The sequence below is a fragment of the Mycobacterium kansasii ATCC 12478 genome, from assembly GCF_000157895.3.
Lineage (GTDB): Bacteria > Actinomycetota > Actinomycetes > Mycobacteriales > Mycobacteriaceae > Mycobacterium > Mycobacterium kansasii.
This window is the reverse complement of record NC_022663.1, coordinates 5,055,772-5,071,539: the sequence shown is the minus strand read 5'-3', so window position 1 is coordinate 5,071,539 and position 15,768 is coordinate 5,055,772. Positions and strand designations below refer to the sequence as shown.

Below are 15,768 nucleotides of genomic sequence, written 5' to 3'. Positions count from 1 at the left end.
CAAGGCGGCCACGGAGGCCCAACCCAGACAAACGGGCAGGCGCAGCGGCTGAGAAAGCGCCGCCAGAGGAAAGGACGAGAGCGATGGACTTTTCGGTGTCGCCACCGGAGATCAATTCCGCTCGCATGTTCGCTGGAGCCGGTTCGGGCCCCATGCTTCAGGCGGCGACGGCCTGGGACGCACTGGCCAACGAGCTACGCACGGCGGCCGCCTCAGTCGGGTCCGTGACGACCGGGATAGCGCTCGGATCGTGGCAGGGGCCGGCGGCAGCGGCCATGGCTGCGGCGGCGGCGCCCTACCTGGGGTGGTTACAGACCGCTGCTGCGCAAGCCGAGCAGGCCGCCGCCCAGGCCAGCACGGCAGTCTCCGCCTTCGAGGCGGCGCTGGCCGCGATAGTGCATCCCGGTTGTATCGCAGCCAACCGCTCCCGGCTGCTGTCGCTGGTCGTGTCGAACCTCTTGGGTCAAAACGCCCCGGCGATCGCCTCCGCCGAAGCCAACTACGAGCAGATGTGGGCGCAGGACGTGGCGGCGATGTTCGGTTACCATTCCGGGGCTTCTGGCGTTGCCGCGGCGCTCACCCCCTTTACGCGTCCGTTGCAGAGTCTGGCAGGCCAGGTGAGCCGGCTAGGTGGTGCCGTGGCCGGCGTTGCCAGTCCCGCTAGCGCCGGCGTCGCGGCCGCCGCAGCTACCGAGCCCTCCGGACTTCTTCCATCTGGCGTGTCGAGCATCTTCAATATCGGCTTCGCCAACCTTGGCGGCCTGAGTTTCGGCAACGCCAACCTCGGTGATCTCAACCAGGGCAACGGCAACGTCGGCAACCTCAACTTCGGCTCGGGCAACCTGGGCAGCTTCAACCTGGGCTCGGGCAATCTCGGCAGCTTCAACGTCGGCCTCGGCAATCTCGGCAGCAACAATTTCGGCTTCGGCAACACCGGCAGCTTCAACATCGGCTTCGGCAACACCGGCAGCGGCAACATCGGAATCGGCAACACCGGCAACGGGAACGTCGGCTTCGGAAACGGCGGCCTCGGGGGGGACAACAACATCGGGATCGGGCTGGGCGGCAGCAACCAGCTGGGCTTTGGCGGGCTCAACTCCGGCACCGGGAACACCGGGCTGTTCAACTCGGGTAGCGACAACACCGGTTTCGGAAACTCCGGGACCGGAAACTTCGGCCTGGGTAATTCGGGTTCGTTCAATACGGGCTTCGGTAATTCCGGTAGGGCTAACACTGGTTTCTACAATGCCGGCATCGTCAACACCGGCATCGGCAACGTCGGTAACTACAACACCGGGAACTACAACGTGGGAAATTTCAACACGGGCGACTTCAACCCGGGCGACACCAACACGGGGTCCTACAACACCGGCAACATCAACACCGGCTGGGCCAACACCGGCGATCTCAACACCGGCGCCTTCAACATCGGCGACATGAACAACGGCTTTTTCGGCCGGGGCGACGGCGCAGGGAATGCCGGGTTCTCCTACACCATGACGATTCCAGAAATTCCGATAAATCTACCGTTGAGTGTTCCACTGCATATTCCTGTCGAGGGTCGCACCACCGAAATCGTGCTGGCACCGTTCAAGATTCCCGCAATCCCGTTAGACTTCCCCGCTCTGAGCGGCACTGTCGGGCCAATACAAATGCCGCCCATCAGAGTAACGGGTCCGTTCATCTCGATTACTGTAGGAAGCCCGGAAACGAGGCTAGGCGTTTCTGTTGCCGGGGGTGTCGGCCCCATCAACATACCGATCATCAATATTCCGGCGACGCCGGGTTTCGGAAACTCGACCGACGCTCCCTCGTCAGGCTTTTTCAATAGTGGCCGAGGGGGCACTTCGGGCTTCGGCAACTTCGGACCCGACACCTCGGGCTTCTTCAACTTCACCCGCAACCTAGGCAGTTCAGGCCTGCTGAACGCCGGCCTGCTGCAATCCGGTATCCACAACTTCGGCAACTCCATCTCGGGTTTCGAGAACACCAGCAATCTCGACCTCGAATTCCGGGCGTTGAATTCGGGATTGGGCAATGTCGGCAGCCGCCTTTCGGGCATTTTCCACAACAGCAGTGGCGCATCGACGTTCAACTTGGGCTCCGCCAACGGAGGAGGCCTTAACTTCGGCAGCGCGAACCTTGGTAGCTTCAACCTGGGCAACGGAAACATCGGTGGCTTCAACATCGGCGATGCAAATCATGGCAGCGCAAACTTTGGTTTCGCCAACTTCGGAGACAACAACTTTGGTTTCGGCAACCTGGGCGATTTCAATCTGGGTTTCGGCAATACCGGCGTCGGTAACATCGGCTTCGGCAACACCGGGGACTACAATATCGGCTTTGGCAACACCGGCAGCGGAAACATCGGCTTGGCCAATACCGGAAACGGAAACTCGGGTGTCGGGTTCACCGGCAGCAACCTGTTCGGCTTTGGTGGACTGAATTCGGGGACAAACAATACCGGGCTGTTCAACTCCGGCGACGGCAACACCGGCTTCTTCAACTCCGGCGAGGGCAACTTCGGCATCGGCAACACGGGCAGCTACAACACCGGCATCGGTAATACCAGCACCGCCAACACCGGCATCGGCAACACCGGCTCGTTCAACACCGGCCTGTTCAACTCCGGCAGTTTGAACACCGGCCTGTCCAACGCGGGCAGCACCAATACGGGTAATCTCAACACCGGCGGGCTTAACACTGGTGATTTCAACACCGGAAGTGGCAATACTGGCTACTACAATAATGGCAATCTGAACACCGGCGCGTTCAACTCTGGAAACCGCAACAACGGCTATTTCTGGCGCGCCGACGACCGGGGACAATTCGGCTTCGACTTTGGCATCACCATGCCTGGAATCCCGTTGAACATAGGCGTTAATGTCGATCTGGCAATACCCGTCACCGGCTTTATAGACGGCATCGCAGTCCAGCCGTTCAGCATGGATGTCCCGATCGACCTCAATCTATTCATCGATTTACCGAGCCCTATTCCGAATGTGACCATTCCGCTGGGCGACGGCGAGTCAATCACCGTCGAAATACCCAAAATTGTTATTAACCGTTTCGACTTGACGGGGTTCAACGTAGGAAACGTAGGCGGCATACCATTCAGCAGGATGCACATTGAAATCATCAACAACGTGGGCCCCATCTCAGTCCCCATCCTCCACATTCCCGCAGCGCCAGGCGTCGGCAACTCCACCATTAATCCAACGTCGGGCTTCTTCAACAGCGGCCCGGGCGCCGGTTCGGGATTCTTCAACGCGGGTCAATTCATTTCCGGGTTCTCCAACGAGGGCGGGCGCTTCCTCTCCGGATTCGAAAACATCGGCCAACTAACGTCGGGCATGGGCAACATCGGCAATATCGTCACCGGCTGGTACAACACCAGTACCGCAGGATTGACCGGCGCGCTGCTCTCCGGCATCGGAAACGTCGGCAGCAGACTCGCCGGCTTCTTGCTCAGCGGCACCGGCCAGTAACCAGGTCAGCGCTGCGATGGACCGGGCCGCATCGCGCGGGTAAAGATGGCGTTGACCTGGCGCATCGCCACGCTGTAGGGCCACCACGCCAGCCGCTTGAATGCGTACAGCGCGCGGATGTCCGGCGACGTGTAGATCAGGTACCGGTTCTTCGCCACCCCGGCCAGGATCTTTTCGGCAGCCCTTTCGGGCGAGATGGCGTGGCCGGTGAAGCGGTCGACCCAACGCTTGACCTGTGGATCGTCGCGATCGACGCCGACGATCTCGACCGTGTTGACCAGCGGTGTCCGCACCGCGCCCGGCACCACGACCGACACCCCGATGCGATGCCGTGCGAGATCGAAGCGCAGCACCTCCGAAAGCCCGCGTAGGCCGTACTTGCTCGCGCTGTAAGCCGCATGCCAGGGCAGCGCGACCAGCCCGGCGGCCGAGGACACGTTGACCAGATGTCCGCCCCGGCCGGCTGCGACCATCGCCGGAACGAATGTCTCGATCACGTGGATGGGACCCATCAGGTTTATCGCGACCATCCTGCTCCACTGGTCGTGGGTCAGCCGGTCGACAGTCCCCCACGCGGAGACGCCGGCGATGTTGAGCACGACGTCCATACTGCGGTGGCTGGCATGGACGTCCGCCGCGAACGCGGCCACCTGGGCATAGTCGGAGATGTCGAGCACCCGATGCTCGGGCACTTGCGCGCCGAGCGCACACGCATCGGACACGGTCCGCCCCAAGCCGTCCGCGTCGCGGTCGGTCAGATAGAGTTCGGCACCCTGCGCCGCGAGCCGCAATGCGGTTGCACGGCCGATGCCGCTAGCCGCACCGGTGACCAGGCACCGTTTCCCTGCGTAATACCGCGGTTGCGCCATGGCGGTGACGATACCGGCGGCTCAGGCCTCGGGGGCACCGCCCCAAAGCGCGTTGAGCCACATCTGTTCGAGCACCCGCACCCGGCGGTCGGGGTCGCTGTCGCGGCCGACCAGCAGCGGGTCGCCGGTCAGCACGAGCGCGGTGGTGCCCGCCAGGGTACGAATCAATGTCGGCAGGTCGTCGCTGATCGGGTTGGCGGTGCCGGCTCTCATTTCAGCCTCGACGACGCCGACGATCTCGCGCAGCACCACGTCGAACTGTTGCTCGAGGATCTCGCGGATCTCAATGTCGGTGTGGCGCGCCGCATTACAGGCCACGATCACCGGATCGTTGTGCGCGTAGACAACGGCGGCGCTGCCGACCATCCGCTTGGCGAACTGCTGCGGCGACTCACCCGGCTGGCGTGGGGCGAAGTAATGGGTGAGTTCTTCGAGTTCCTCGGCTGCCTCCGCCAATATCTGGGCCAGCACGGCGTACTTGGAGTCGAAGTAGAAGTAGAACCCGGAGCGCGCTACCCCGGCCCGGTTGCTGATGGTGCTCACCGAAAGCTCCGCGAACGGCCGCTCCTGCAGCAGTTCCCGCACCGCCTGCAGGATTGCCTGCCGATGCTTGTCGCCACGGCGCCGCAATGCCGGGACAGCCTGCTGGTCGGGGGCGTGCTCACTCACATGCTGACCATGCACCAAGCCGCGCGAAAAGAAAACTTGACAGCCGTCAAGTTCGTTCCAAGGATGGATCTAGGTAGTGATGGCCGCCACAACCGGTAAGGAGCGTCATGGCCACGAGCAGGGCGACGATCAGCACCCCGGCATATCTCCTTGACCAAGCCCAGCGCCGGCTGACCCCGTCGTTCAACAACTTTCCCGGCATGGGCCTGGTGGAGCGTTGGCTGCTGAACACGCAATTTCCGGAGAAGAGGCTGGCCGACCCGCCGCCGGGCAGCGGGCTCAAGCCGGTCGTGGGTGACGCGGGGCTGCCGATCATCGGGCACATGATCGAAATGCTGCGCGGCGGACCCGACTATCTGATGTTCCTGTACAACACCAAGGGGCCCGTCATCTACGGGGACTCACCGGTCTTGCCGTTCGTCGCGGCGCTGGGCCCGGACGCCGCTCAAGTCATCTATTCCAACCGCAACAAAGACTACTCGCAGCAGGGCTGGGTCCCGGTGATCGGCCCGTTCTTCCGGCGCGGGCTGATGCTGCTCGATTTCGAGGAGCACATGTTTCACCGGCGGATCATGCAGGAGGCGTTCGTCCGGTCCCGGCTGGTCGGTTACGTCGAGCACATGGACCACGTGGTGTCGAAGGTGATCGCTGAGGATTGGGTGATCAACGATGCGCGCTTCCTTCTCTATCCGGCGATGAAGGAACTCACCCTCAACATCGCCTCGATGGTGTTCATGGGCCACGAGCCGGGCACCGACCGGGAACTGGTGACCCAGGTGAACAAGGCGTTCACCACCACCACCCGCGCCGGCAACGCCATCATCCGCACCAGCGTGCCACCATTTACCTGGTGGCGGGGGCTCAAGGCTCGCCAACTGCTCGAGCACTATTTCGCGGAGCGGGTCCAGGAACGCCGTGGCAAAGAAGGCAACGACCTGTTGACGGTGTTGTGCCAGACCGAGGACGAGGACGGCAACCGGTTCTCCGACCAGGACATCGTCAACCACATGATCTTCTTGATGATGGCCGCCCACGACACGTCGACGTCGACGGCCACGACGATGGCCTATCACCTGGCCGCCCACCCGGAGTGGCAGCAGCGCTGCCGCGACGAATCCGACCGTCTCGGCGACGGGCCGCTGGACATCGAATCGCTGGAGAAGTTGGAATCGCTCGACCTGGTGATGAACGAGTCGATCCGGTTGGTGACGCCGGTCCAGTGGGCGATGCGGCAGACCGTTCGCGATGCCGAATTGCTGGGCTACTACCTGCCCAAGGGCACCAACGTCATCGCGTTTCCCGGCTTGAATCACCGCTTGCCTGAATTCTGGACCGAGCCAATGACATTCGACCCGGAGCGATTCACCGAGCCACGCAACGAGCACAAACGACACCGCTACGCGTTCACACCCTTCGGCGGCGGCGCACACAAGTGTCTTGGGATGGTGTTCGGCCAATTGGAGATCAAGACGATCCTGCACCGGTTGCTGCGCCGCTACCGGCTGGAACTGCCGCGGCCGGATTACCACGCGAGCTGGGACTACGGCGGTATGCCGGTCCCCAAGGACGGCATGCCCATAGTCCTGCGCCCGCTGTGATCGCCTGAGGCTGGCGAGCAGACACACAATCGCACGCAGCGAGCCGGCGGTGTGCGATTGTGTGTCTGCTCGCGGTCATGGGGTGAGCAGCCGGTTGGCGCACGTGATCAGCGCACGCAGCGCGGATTGAGTCGGATCGCGCGACCAGCCCATTGCCCACTCGCTGGCGATCCCATCGCTGCCGCAGACGAAGGTGGCGGTGCCTCCATCGGAGTGCATCTGGTGGAACTTCAATGTCTCCACGGTGATCCCGCGGTCGTGCAACATCGCTGTGAGAGCCGCGATCGGGCCGCCGGCGGCCGCGGTCGACGTGCTGATACGACCCGCGACCGCGATCATGGCCCGGAAATTCCGGGCCTGCGGGCCGAGTCGCCCGGCAGGCCGATCCGGATCCGTACACTCCCAGTGCCCCAACCGAACTGGGCCGGCGGTATGACCGTAGGTCGCGACGAAGCGTTGCCAAGACATGACTGCGGCCTGTTCCCGCAGACCTCGCGGCACGTCCGCGCCGAAGCGCTCGGCAAACCAGGCGCCGGCGGTCGGCTGCGCCGGACCACTGGCCGGGTCGCCGTCGAGGGCTGGGAAAGTCATGGTGCCGGTCTTCTCCGATCAGTAGGAGCGACCGACGGTAGTAGCTTGCGACCCACAGCGGGGGGTCGGTCCGGATCAGACCCCGCTGCGGGTGCTGGCTACTACGGCACGCTCGAGAAGACGCACGAAGGGTGACACTAGACGTCCTGCGGCGACGCGCGCAAGGGGATTCTCAGCGTCGACGCGGCCACGGCGACCTGCGCCCGGCCTCGGTCACTCCGCCGTGTCAACCGTTGGCCGCGTCGCGGCCTTGCCGGCGCTCTGCACGCCAGGGCGCACCCGTCGGGTTCCGCTACGGCCAAGTTGGTCGACCGCGTAGCGGCGTGGCCAGGGGCGCACCTCCGCGACCGGATTCCACTGCTCAACGTCCCAAAACACCACGCCGTCCAGTGCTTTGGCGATAGTATCTGACGCGGCGGAATCGCCAACTACGGGTGCGGCCCAGCAAACGAAAGGCACGGTCGATGAGCGCAAAAGAGACCAGCAGGACGGTGCAGGCGGTCAAGACGGTGGTCGTAGTACTGGCCGCGGCATTCGCGGTGCTAGCGGCCGGGTGCGCCGCTGAACACGAGCCTGCCACCCCAATTACGAGCGTGGTGCCAGAGTAGGGGTTGGCCCGCGCCGGGGTTTCGATCACGCCGTCACGTGCACCGGCAATTACAGATTTTCGACCAGCCGGGAATGAGGACCTGGGCGACAGATTGCGACATACGCCCGTAGGGCACTTCACGTTCGATAACTGGCGAGCGGCTATCGCGCGGCGAAAATGCGCCCGGACCAGCCACGTCCTCGGCTCGGCGCGGGTGGTCGCAGGTAAGTTGGGCGGACGTTTTTCCCGGCCCATATCCCGCAGGATCGCTCCGGACGAGTTTGATATTGCGCAGGCCAGAACCATTAAAAACGGCCCGCCGCGGGAAGCGACGGCATAACATCTGCAGACAGTCATCGTCGGAATCCGCATATCTGCACAGCAGCAATTGAAAGGCATGGCCGATGAATGCAATAAGCAAACGGTCCCGGGCGGTTCGGATAGTCGTCGCGGCGCTGATCGCCACGTTCGCGGCCATCGCGGCGGTGAGCTGCGACAGCACCGACAGCTGCAAGACCACCACATGTACGATTCCGGCGGTGCCGGCACCGAGCGGGTCGCTGGGATAGGTTCGACGCCCGTCCGCTGTGGACCTACCCCCGCGGCCGGATTCGATTCGCTAGCCCAGGGAAGCCGCCGACGGCTTGAGCCGAAGGTATGCCTGAATGGTGGTGCCGTTTACCGTGGTATGGGTACGCACCAAATCCGCCATGGCGTTGACCAAAAACAGCCCGCGGCTTGCGGTTGCGCCGGCGCCCGGGAGCTGACGTCCGACGAGGGGCCGATCGAACCGTCCGCTGTCGCGCGCCTCGCAGACCAGATGCTCATCATGACGCCAGAAGGCAAGCTGGCATGCTCCGTCGGCGTATTGCAGGCTGTTGGTGGCCAACTCGGTGGTGATCAATCGCAAATCCTCCAGGCCGTCTTGCGACAGTCCGACCCATCCGGCGTAGTCCACGGCAAACGAACGCGCACGCCGCAGGTCTGTGCTTTCGCGCACCAGATAGGTCACGGCGCCCGGGTTACGCGGTAACGGCTGATTGCAGCGCGCCAACGTCTCGTCCGGGGCGTAATCGGCGCTGTGATAAGCCGATCCGCATTTCCACAACAACGGATGGGTGGCACGGGCATCCGCCAGCAATTCGTCGTCGAGCCGCTCGGCGTCGAAGAGGCACAGCGCCATCACGCTGCGATGTGCCAATGCCCGGTTGACCAACGCCTCATGCTGCACGCAGGCCAGACACTCGTCCGCGCTGCGGCCGGGCCAGACGAGTTGACTGACGATCCGGACCCGCCGATCGGGGTATTTCGCCGCGAAGGAACTCGCCGTGGCCAGGAATCGGCTCGGATTGCGTGCGGCACGCGAGATGTCGATCATGCGCAGCTCCGTCGTAGCTCGACCGCAAGCACCCAGTTCGCTGCGCAGTAATGCCAGCCGGTCCGCTGGTAACGCGACCAGAACCGGCTCCCCCAGCGCCATCCCGTCGGCCACGAAGCGCCCGACGAAATCCAGATACTCCCGCTGGGAGTGGTATAGCAGCGCGGAATGGACGAAGCCTCGTCGCTCGGTTTCCGTGCCAGTCGTCATGTCAGCGCTCCCGCCCCTGCGCCGGCACCCGTGCTGGACCGGCTTTTCGTTTCAGGTAAGTCAGGTACCCGCCAGGGGCGTTGATTATGCGCGAATTCGGCTCGACCGAGTTCTAGAGCCACCACGTCGTCGCCGCGTCCAGATGGCGACGGATGCGGTAGCGGGCCAGGCTGTCGTCGCCGGCGCGGATTGCCTGCAGAATCCGCAGGTGTGCATGTTCGACGGCGACAACGTCGGCTGCGGCCGGTGGCTGCCCTCCGGTGCTGGACCAGTGCCGGCGAACGAGTTCGCCGATTATCCGCAGAAACAGGTCCAGCAGCGCGTTGCCGGCCAGCTGAGCCAGGCCGATATGGAACCGGAATTCCTCGGCCGCGGCCTTACGCATTTCACCTGCTGCCTCACCGGCGGCGAAATCCATGGACGGGTTCAGCGTGTCGAGCATGGCCGCCACCTCGGGCTCGTTACGAAGCTGCACGACTTTCGCCACGTTGGCGATCTCGATCGCATCCCCCACGCGGCCTAGGTCTTCGCGGCTCGGCTTGCGGTACTGCAGGTACAGCGCGATGGTGTCGATGCTGGCCTGCGCCTGGGGCCGGGTGACGACCAGCCCGCCGCCGGGCCCCCGGCGCATGTGGGCGATCGTGTGGTATTCCAGCAGCCGTACCGCTTCCCGCAGCACCGCACGGCTCACGCGATAACGTTCCAGCAGCGCAGCCTCGGTTCCGAAAACCGCGTCGACCTGCCAACCGCTGGCGGCGATATCGTCGGCGATCGCGGCGGCCAGCACTTCGGCCAGCTTGCCGCGGGGCGCCTCGGGGTCCAGCCGCCGTACCTGTCGGGGCCTTGCCCGCCCGGACCGATCGCCGCGCCGATGCTGCTGCAGCCAGGCGGTCACCGCTTGCACGTGCCGCTCACTGAGCGCTTTGGCGCGCGCGGAATCACCGGCGGTGACGGCCGCGGCGATACCCGAATGGTCGTCGTGCAGCCGGTCCAGCGCCTCCAGCGCCTCGGTCGCCGAGTCCGTCCGCGAGGACAGCGCGAAGCGCCTAGTCAGTCGCATCGAGACTTCGATAAACAGCTGTAGCACAGGGTTTTTCGATTGCTGTGCGAGCGCCACATGGAACTCGTCGCGCGCGGCGGGCAACCCCGGCCGCTGCTGCTCCGCACTCAACACCGCCCGCAGCCGCTCGATTCCGGCTTCGTCGATCTGTTCGGCGGCGAGAGCGGCGGCCAGCGGCTCGAGCACCAGACGTGCGTCGAGCAGGTCGTCCAGGGTGGTGCCCCGGTATTCGAGATAGATGACGACGGCGCGGGTCGCCGGTCCGGCATCGGGTGCGCAGACGATCAGGCCGCCGTTGGGTCCGCGACGCATCCGGGCCACCTGATGGTGCTCGACGAGCCGGACGGCTTCGCGCAGCACCGACCGGCTGGCCCCGTATCGCTGTTGCAGAGCCGCTTCCGAACCCAGCGACGCCCCGATGGGCCAGCCGCGGCGCACGATCTCGGCCTCGATGCAGCGGGCGATCTGCGCCGCTCGCTTGCCGGTGCGCGCCGCCTCTGGATCTACACTCAATGCAGTTGCTCCGCAACCAGATTCAGCATGTCAGCAGCATGCATCCCGCCACCGGCCCCCCGCCCACGGACACCACGCCGACCTCCGGGCGCTGGGCCACCTGACGCTCCCCCGCCTCGCCGCGCAGCTGCAAACACCCCTCGTGCAACGCCCAGTAGCCGTGCATGCGCCCGGCCGAAAGTTGGCCTCCGTAGGTGTTCAACGGCAGCTCCCCGTCACGGGCGATCCGCGCCCCGCCCTCGACGAACGGGCCGGCGCCGCCATCGGCGCAGATACCCAACGCCTCCAGCCAGGCGATGGTCAGGAACGTAAAGCCGTCGTACAGCTGGGCGACCTCCAGGTCGGCCGGTGTCAGTTCGGTCCGCGACCACATCTGCGCCGCCGCGTCCGACATCGCCATCTTGGGATAGTCGTCGCGATGAAACCATCCGCCGGCGCCGTCGGATCCACCGATCGCCTCGACCGCCACGGCCCGGTGCGGGCAATCGCGGGCATACCCGGCGCTCGAGACCACCACGGCGATGGAACCGTCAATGGGCACATCGCAATCCAGCAGGCCGAATGGCGTCGACACCGGCCGCGCACCCAGATAGTCGGCCATCGTCATCGGTTCGCGGTAGACCGCCAGCGGATTCGACGCCGCGTTGCGCCGGCCGTTGAGGGCGATCCAGCCCAGCTGCTCCTTGGTGGTTCCGTAGAGCTCCATGTGCCGGCGGCAATTCAGCGCCAGCCAGTTTGCCGCCGAATAGGCATGTGCGGCAATGAGATCGGTGATGTCGTCCATCGGCCCGACGACGGGGCGCGGGGCGCCTTCGGGGACGTCCAGCATCCGCGCCAGCGGCGGGGCCGGCGCATCGTCCTGCGGCTTCACCGGGACCGTACCGCCCAGCATCTGGATGGTCCGATAGACCACCACGTGGCGGGCGCGCCGCTCGGCCACCGCCCGGCACGCCGACATCACCGGACTCAGCAGCCCGCCCGTGCCGAAACCGGATCCGCAATCCCCGGCATCGATCCGCAACTCGGCGTTGACGTCGGCAGCAGGAGTGTCGCCCAGGGTCGCGATTCCGTCGATGTCGGCCGTGACCAGGCCGGCGTCGTTGATGGCGGCCCGCACCGCTTCCATGGTCAACTCGAGCCCCGGAATGCCGGTGCGCCGGCCGATGCGCGAGATGCCCAGGCCGGACAGGATCGCGTTCTTCTCGAAATAGTTCACGTGCACCGTCCGCAAGGCCATCCGTCCACGAATCAATAGAGTGTACTGTATTGAGCGTGTCCGCCCAGGCTCTGCGCATCGAGCATTGTGACAGTTGTGGACGCTGGGTGCATCCGGCGACCGGTGAATGCCGCGGCTGCGGAGGGCCGCTGGTGGCACGGCCGGTGTCCGGGCGCGGCACCGTGTTCACCTACACGGTCAACTACCACCCGTACAACCCGGACATCCCGACCCCCTATGTGATTGCCCTGGTGGAACTCAGCGAACAGAGCGGGCTACGCGTTGCCGCCAATATCGTTGGGTGTGAACCGGATTCGGTGACATGCGGAATGCCCGTCGAACTCCGGCCGGAGCAGGGTTCCGGCGGGGCCCCGCAGTTCGCGCCCCGCACCTAGGGCACCGGGAGCCCCGCGAGCCCCGCGAGCCCCGCGAGCAGACGCAAAATCGCCCAAAATCCGCGATTTTGGGACGATTTTGCGTCTGCTCGCGATCGCAGGCCCAGCCCCGCCGAACCCTAGTTGATCAACGGGTCGCGCGGCATGCCGAGAATCCGCTCGGCGATCTGATTGCGGGTCACCTCGGAGGTGCCCCCCGCGATCGCCATGCCGCGCGCGCCCATGACCATCCGGCCGACCACCGAACCGGGACCGTCGAGCAGCGCAATCTCGGGCCCCAGCAATGCCGCCGAGAGGGCCGCGCCTTCGATCATGTGCTCTGCCAGCTTCAGTTTGGTGACATTGCCCTCCGGTCCCGGGCCCGCACCTTCGACGCTGCGCGCCGCGCGACGCAGATTCAGCAGCCGTAGCGCGTGATCTTCGGCCAGGAAGTATCCGACCCGAACCTCGGCTCCCGCCAACCGATCTGCTCTCCGTTGGGCCAGCTGCACCAGTTTGGCTGCCAGCCCTTCGTAGAACGACCCACTGCCGCCGATACTGACTCGCTCGTTGCCCAGGGTCGCCCGCGCGACCGTCCACCCGGAGTTGGGCGCTCCGACGACGTCCTCGTCGGGGACGAACACGTCGTTGAAGAACACCTCGTTGAATTCCGAGCCGCCGGTGATCTGTCGCAGCGGGCGCACCTCGACGCCGGGCGATTTCATGTCGATGATCACCGTGGTGATGCCGGCGTGCTTGGGGACGTCCGGGTCGGTGCGCACGGTGGCCAGGCCGCGGGCGCAATACTGTGCCCCGCTGGTCCACACCTTCTGCCCGTTGATCTTCCAGCCGCCGTCCACCCGGATGGCGCGGGTCTTGACCGATGCCGCGTCCGAGCCGGCGTCGGGCTCGGAGAACAACTGGCACCAGATTTCTTCCTGGCGCAGCGCCTTCTCCACGAATCTTTCGATTTGCCAAGCTGTTCCATGCTGTATCAGGGTCAGGATCACCCAGCCGGTGATCGAGTAGTCCGGGCGTTTGATGCCGGCCTTGGCGAACTCCTCCTCGATTACCAACTGCTCTACCGCATCCGCAGCGCGGCCCCACGGTTTGGGCCAGTGCGGCATCACGTACCCGGTCTCGATCAGCTTGTCCAGTTGCGCCTTTTTGTCCAGTGCCGCGATCTCGGCGGCGTCGGCGCGGATCCGGGTGCGCAACTCTTCGGCCTCGGGCGGCAGGTCCAGGCTGTTGGCTCGGGTGGCCCCGGCCGCGGTGCGATCGAAAACATTGCGGGCCGGCGCGTCTCCGCCCAGAACTCCAGCGGTCACCAGCGCCCGGCGCAGGTGCAGATGGGCATCGTGCTCCCAGGTGAAGCCGATGCCGCCGTGCACCTGGATGTTGAGCTCGGCGTTGCGCGCATAGGCCGGAAACGCCAGCGCCGCGGCCACCGCCGCGATCAGACGGAACTGTTCTTCATCTTCGGATGCCGCTCGGGCGGCATCCCACACCGCGGCAATGCCGGACTCCACCGCCACCAGCATGTTGGCGCAATGATGTTTGACCGCTTGGAAAGTCGCGATGGTGCGGCCGAATTGCTGCCGCACCTTGGCGTAGGCGACGGCGGCGTCGACGCAGTCGGCCGCGCCGCCGACCGCCTCGGCGGCAAGCAGCGTCCGTGCCCGCGCCAGCGCCGATTCGCGTGCCCCCGCCAGGATGTCGTCGGCGCTGACGCTCACCTTGGTCAGGCGAACGCGCCCGGAACGCCGGGTGGGATCGAGGTTTTCCGGCACGTCTATCGACACACCCTCCCGGCCGCGGTCGAGCACCAGCACGTCGTCCCCGGCCGCGACCAGCAGCAGATCGGCCAGCCCGGCGCCCAGGACCACCCCGGCCTCGCCGTCGGCGACGCCGTCGGTGACCTGTACCCGGCCGTCGAGACCCACGCCCGCGGTGACGCTTCCGTCGATCAGGCCCGGCAGCAGCCGGGCCTTCTGCTCGGCGGAGCCCTCGTTGGCGAGCACTGCCGAAGCGATGACGGTGGGCACGAACGGTCCCGGCGCCACCGCGCGGCCGAGTTCTTCGATCACCACCACGAGTTCGGGCAGCCCGTAGCCGGAACCGCCATGCTCTTCGCCGATGTGCAGGCCGAGCCAGCCGAGTTCGACCAGCTGCTGCCAGAACGGCGGTCGCTGTTCCTCGGCCGCATCGAGCAGTGACCGTCCCGCCCAACGCGCCTTCTGGGCCGTCAGAAACCCGCGCGCTACCTCGGCGAGTTCACGATGGTCGTCGGTGAGTGCGATACCCATCAGGGTCCTCCTCGCGCGCTGCGCAGCCCGCGCCCTCGCGGGACCTGCTGAATTTCTAAAGAGTGTACTCAATGCCCGCCGAGGACCCGGCCCGGTGGCTTACTTGGGCGCGAACCGCTGGCCGGCGTCCAGGCGGATGCACTGGCCGTTGAGCATCGGGTTGTCCACGATGGCCGCCGCCAGCTTTGCGTACTCGATGGGCCGGCCCATCCGCTTCGGGAAGGCCGCGTCCTTGGTCAGCTGGGCCGCCATCTCGTCGGGAACCATGGCGGTCAGACCGGTCAGGAACAGGCTCGGCGCGATGGCCAGCACCCGGATTCCCATCGAACCCAGATCACGGGCCATGGTCAGGCACATGCCGGCGATCGCGGCCTTGGCGGCGGTGTAGGCGACCTGCCCGATCTGGCCCTCGAACGCCGCGATGGATGCGGTGTTGATGATGACGCCGCGCTCACCCGTTTCGGGATCTTCCGGCTCGTTCTTGGCCATGTGCGCGGCGGCCAAGCGGCTGATGTTGAAGGTGGCGATGAGGTTGAGATCGATGACCGACTGGAAGGATTCGAGGTCGTGGGGGCCGGATTTGGTCAGGGTCCGCTTGGCGATGCCGCCGCCCGCCGTCGTCACCGCGACATGCAGGCCGCCGAGGTTGTCGACCGCCGTTTGCAGGGTCTCCTCAGTTCCGGTGAAATCGGTGACGTCGACCGGGTAGAACCCGCCGCCGAGCCCTTCGGCAACGGCCTTGCCGTCGGAGTTCTCGCGGTCGAGCACCGCGACGTGCGCGCCACGTTCGGCCAGCAACTCGGCGGTGGCACGACCCATCCCCGACGCACCGCCGATGACCACGACCTTCTTGCCGCTGATCTCCATCCGGACCTCCCTGTATTGGCTTGTCAGAATTCTGGCAATC

The 15,768-nt window shown here is 65.4% G+C and carries 13 protein-coding genes; 4 read left to right on the top strand and 9 right to left on the bottom strand.

Features of this window, described 5'->3' with window-relative positions:
• The first annotated feature begins 83 nt into the window (after positions 1 to 83).
• On the top strand, positions 84 to 3,488 hold the full coding sequence (locus MKAN_RS22080; protein WP_023372097.1) for a PPE family protein: 3,405 nt from the start codon (positions 84 to 86) through the stop codon (positions 3,486 to 3,488).
• A gap of 5 nt (positions 3,489 to 3,493) precedes the next feature.
• Here the strand turns inward: MKAN_RS22080 and MKAN_RS22075 are convergent, their stop codons facing one another.
• The gene (locus tag MKAN_RS22075) at positions 3,494 to 4,357 is read right to left on the bottom strand and encodes an SDR family oxidoreductase (protein ID WP_023372096.1); all 864 of its coding nucleotides are present in this window, start codon (positions 4,355 to 4,357) and stop codon (positions 3,494 to 3,496) included.
• A gap of 21 nt (positions 4,358 to 4,378) precedes the next feature.
• Positions 4,379 to 5,026: a TetR/AcrR family transcriptional regulator gene (locus MKAN_RS22070; RefSeq protein WP_023372095.1), complete on the bottom strand. Its 648-nt coding sequence runs from the start codon at positions 5,024 to 5,026 to the stop codon at positions 4,379 to 4,381.
• A gap of 107 nt (positions 5,027 to 5,133) precedes the next feature.
• Here MKAN_RS22070 and MKAN_RS22065 point away from each other — a divergent pair, with 107 nt between their 5' ends.
• A complete protein-coding gene (locus MKAN_RS22065) occupies positions 5,134 to 6,624 on the top strand; it encodes a cytochrome P450 (RefSeq protein ID WP_023372094.1) in 1,491 nt (496 codons plus the stop codon).
• Between the two features lie 75 nt (positions 6,625 to 6,699).
• On the opposite strand, the gene MKAN_RS22060 is transcribed toward MKAN_RS22065, so the two are convergent.
• Positions 6,700 to 7,215, bottom strand: coding sequence for a 2-isopropylmalate synthase (locus tag MKAN_RS22060; RefSeq protein ID WP_023372093.1), 516 nt, complete (start codon positions 7,213 to 7,215; stop codon positions 6,700 to 6,702).
• Positions 7,216 to 7,679: 464 nt separating this feature from the next.
• Here MKAN_RS22060 and MKAN_RS31240 point away from each other — a divergent pair, with 464 nt between their 5' ends.
• Positions 7,680 to 7,823: a hypothetical protein gene (locus tag MKAN_RS31240; RefSeq protein ID WP_165800736.1), complete on the top strand. Its 144-nt coding sequence runs from the start codon at positions 7,680 to 7,682 to the stop codon at positions 7,821 to 7,823.
• A gap of 33 nt (positions 7,824 to 7,856) precedes the next feature.
• On the opposite strand, the gene MKAN_RS30760 is transcribed toward MKAN_RS31240, so the two are convergent.
• The 4 genes from MKAN_RS30760 to MKAN_RS22045 all read right to left on the bottom strand — a co-directional run bounded on the left by MKAN_RS30760 (position 7,857) and on the right by MKAN_RS22045 (position 12,181).
• Positions 7,857 to 8,324 carry a hypothetical protein gene (locus MKAN_RS30760; protein WP_133163496.1) on the bottom strand — a complete coding sequence of 156 codons (468 nt, stop codon included), beginning with the start codon at positions 8,322 to 8,324 and terminating at the stop codon, positions 7,857 to 7,859.
• Between the two features lie 99 nt (positions 8,325 to 8,423).
• Complete coding sequence (locus MKAN_RS22055) at positions 8,424 to 9,392, bottom strand: sensor histidine kinase (protein WP_023372091.1); 969 nt, start codon at positions 9,390 to 9,392, stop codon at positions 8,424 to 8,426.
• Positions 9,393 to 9,504: 112 nt separating this feature from the next.
• Positions 9,505 to 10,965, bottom strand: coding sequence for a FadR/GntR family transcriptional regulator (locus MKAN_RS22050; protein WP_023372090.1), 1,461 nt, complete (start codon positions 10,963 to 10,965; stop codon positions 9,505 to 9,507).
• A 22-nt stretch (positions 10,966 to 10,987) separates the two neighbouring features.
• A complete protein-coding gene (locus MKAN_RS22045) occupies positions 10,988 to 12,181 on the bottom strand; it encodes a thiolase family protein (protein ID WP_036391875.1) in 1,194 nt (397 codons plus the stop codon).
• 56 nt (positions 12,182 to 12,237) lie between these two features.
• On the opposite strand from MKAN_RS22045, the gene MKAN_RS22040 reads away from it, so the two are divergent.
• Positions 12,238 to 12,576, top strand: coding sequence for a Zn-ribbon domain-containing OB-fold protein (locus tag MKAN_RS22040; RefSeq protein WP_036391252.1), 339 nt, complete (start codon positions 12,238 to 12,240; stop codon positions 12,574 to 12,576).
• A gap of 119 nt (positions 12,577 to 12,695) precedes the next feature.
• On the opposite strand, the gene MKAN_RS22035 is transcribed toward MKAN_RS22040, so the two are convergent.
• Together MKAN_RS22035 and MKAN_RS22030 are read right to left on the bottom strand one after the other, a co-directional pair.
• Positions 12,696 to 14,861: an acyl-CoA dehydrogenase family protein gene (locus tag MKAN_RS22035; RefSeq protein ID WP_023372087.1), complete on the bottom strand. Its 2,166-nt coding sequence runs from the start codon at positions 14,859 to 14,861 to the stop codon at positions 12,696 to 12,698.
• Between the two features lie 99 nt (positions 14,862 to 14,960).
• Positions 14,961 to 15,728 carry an SDR family NAD(P)-dependent oxidoreductase gene (locus MKAN_RS22030; RefSeq protein WP_023372086.1) on the bottom strand — a complete coding sequence of 256 codons (768 nt, stop codon included), beginning with the start codon at positions 15,726 to 15,728 and terminating at the stop codon, positions 14,961 to 14,963.
• Positions 15,729 to 15,768 lie beyond the last annotated feature (40 nt).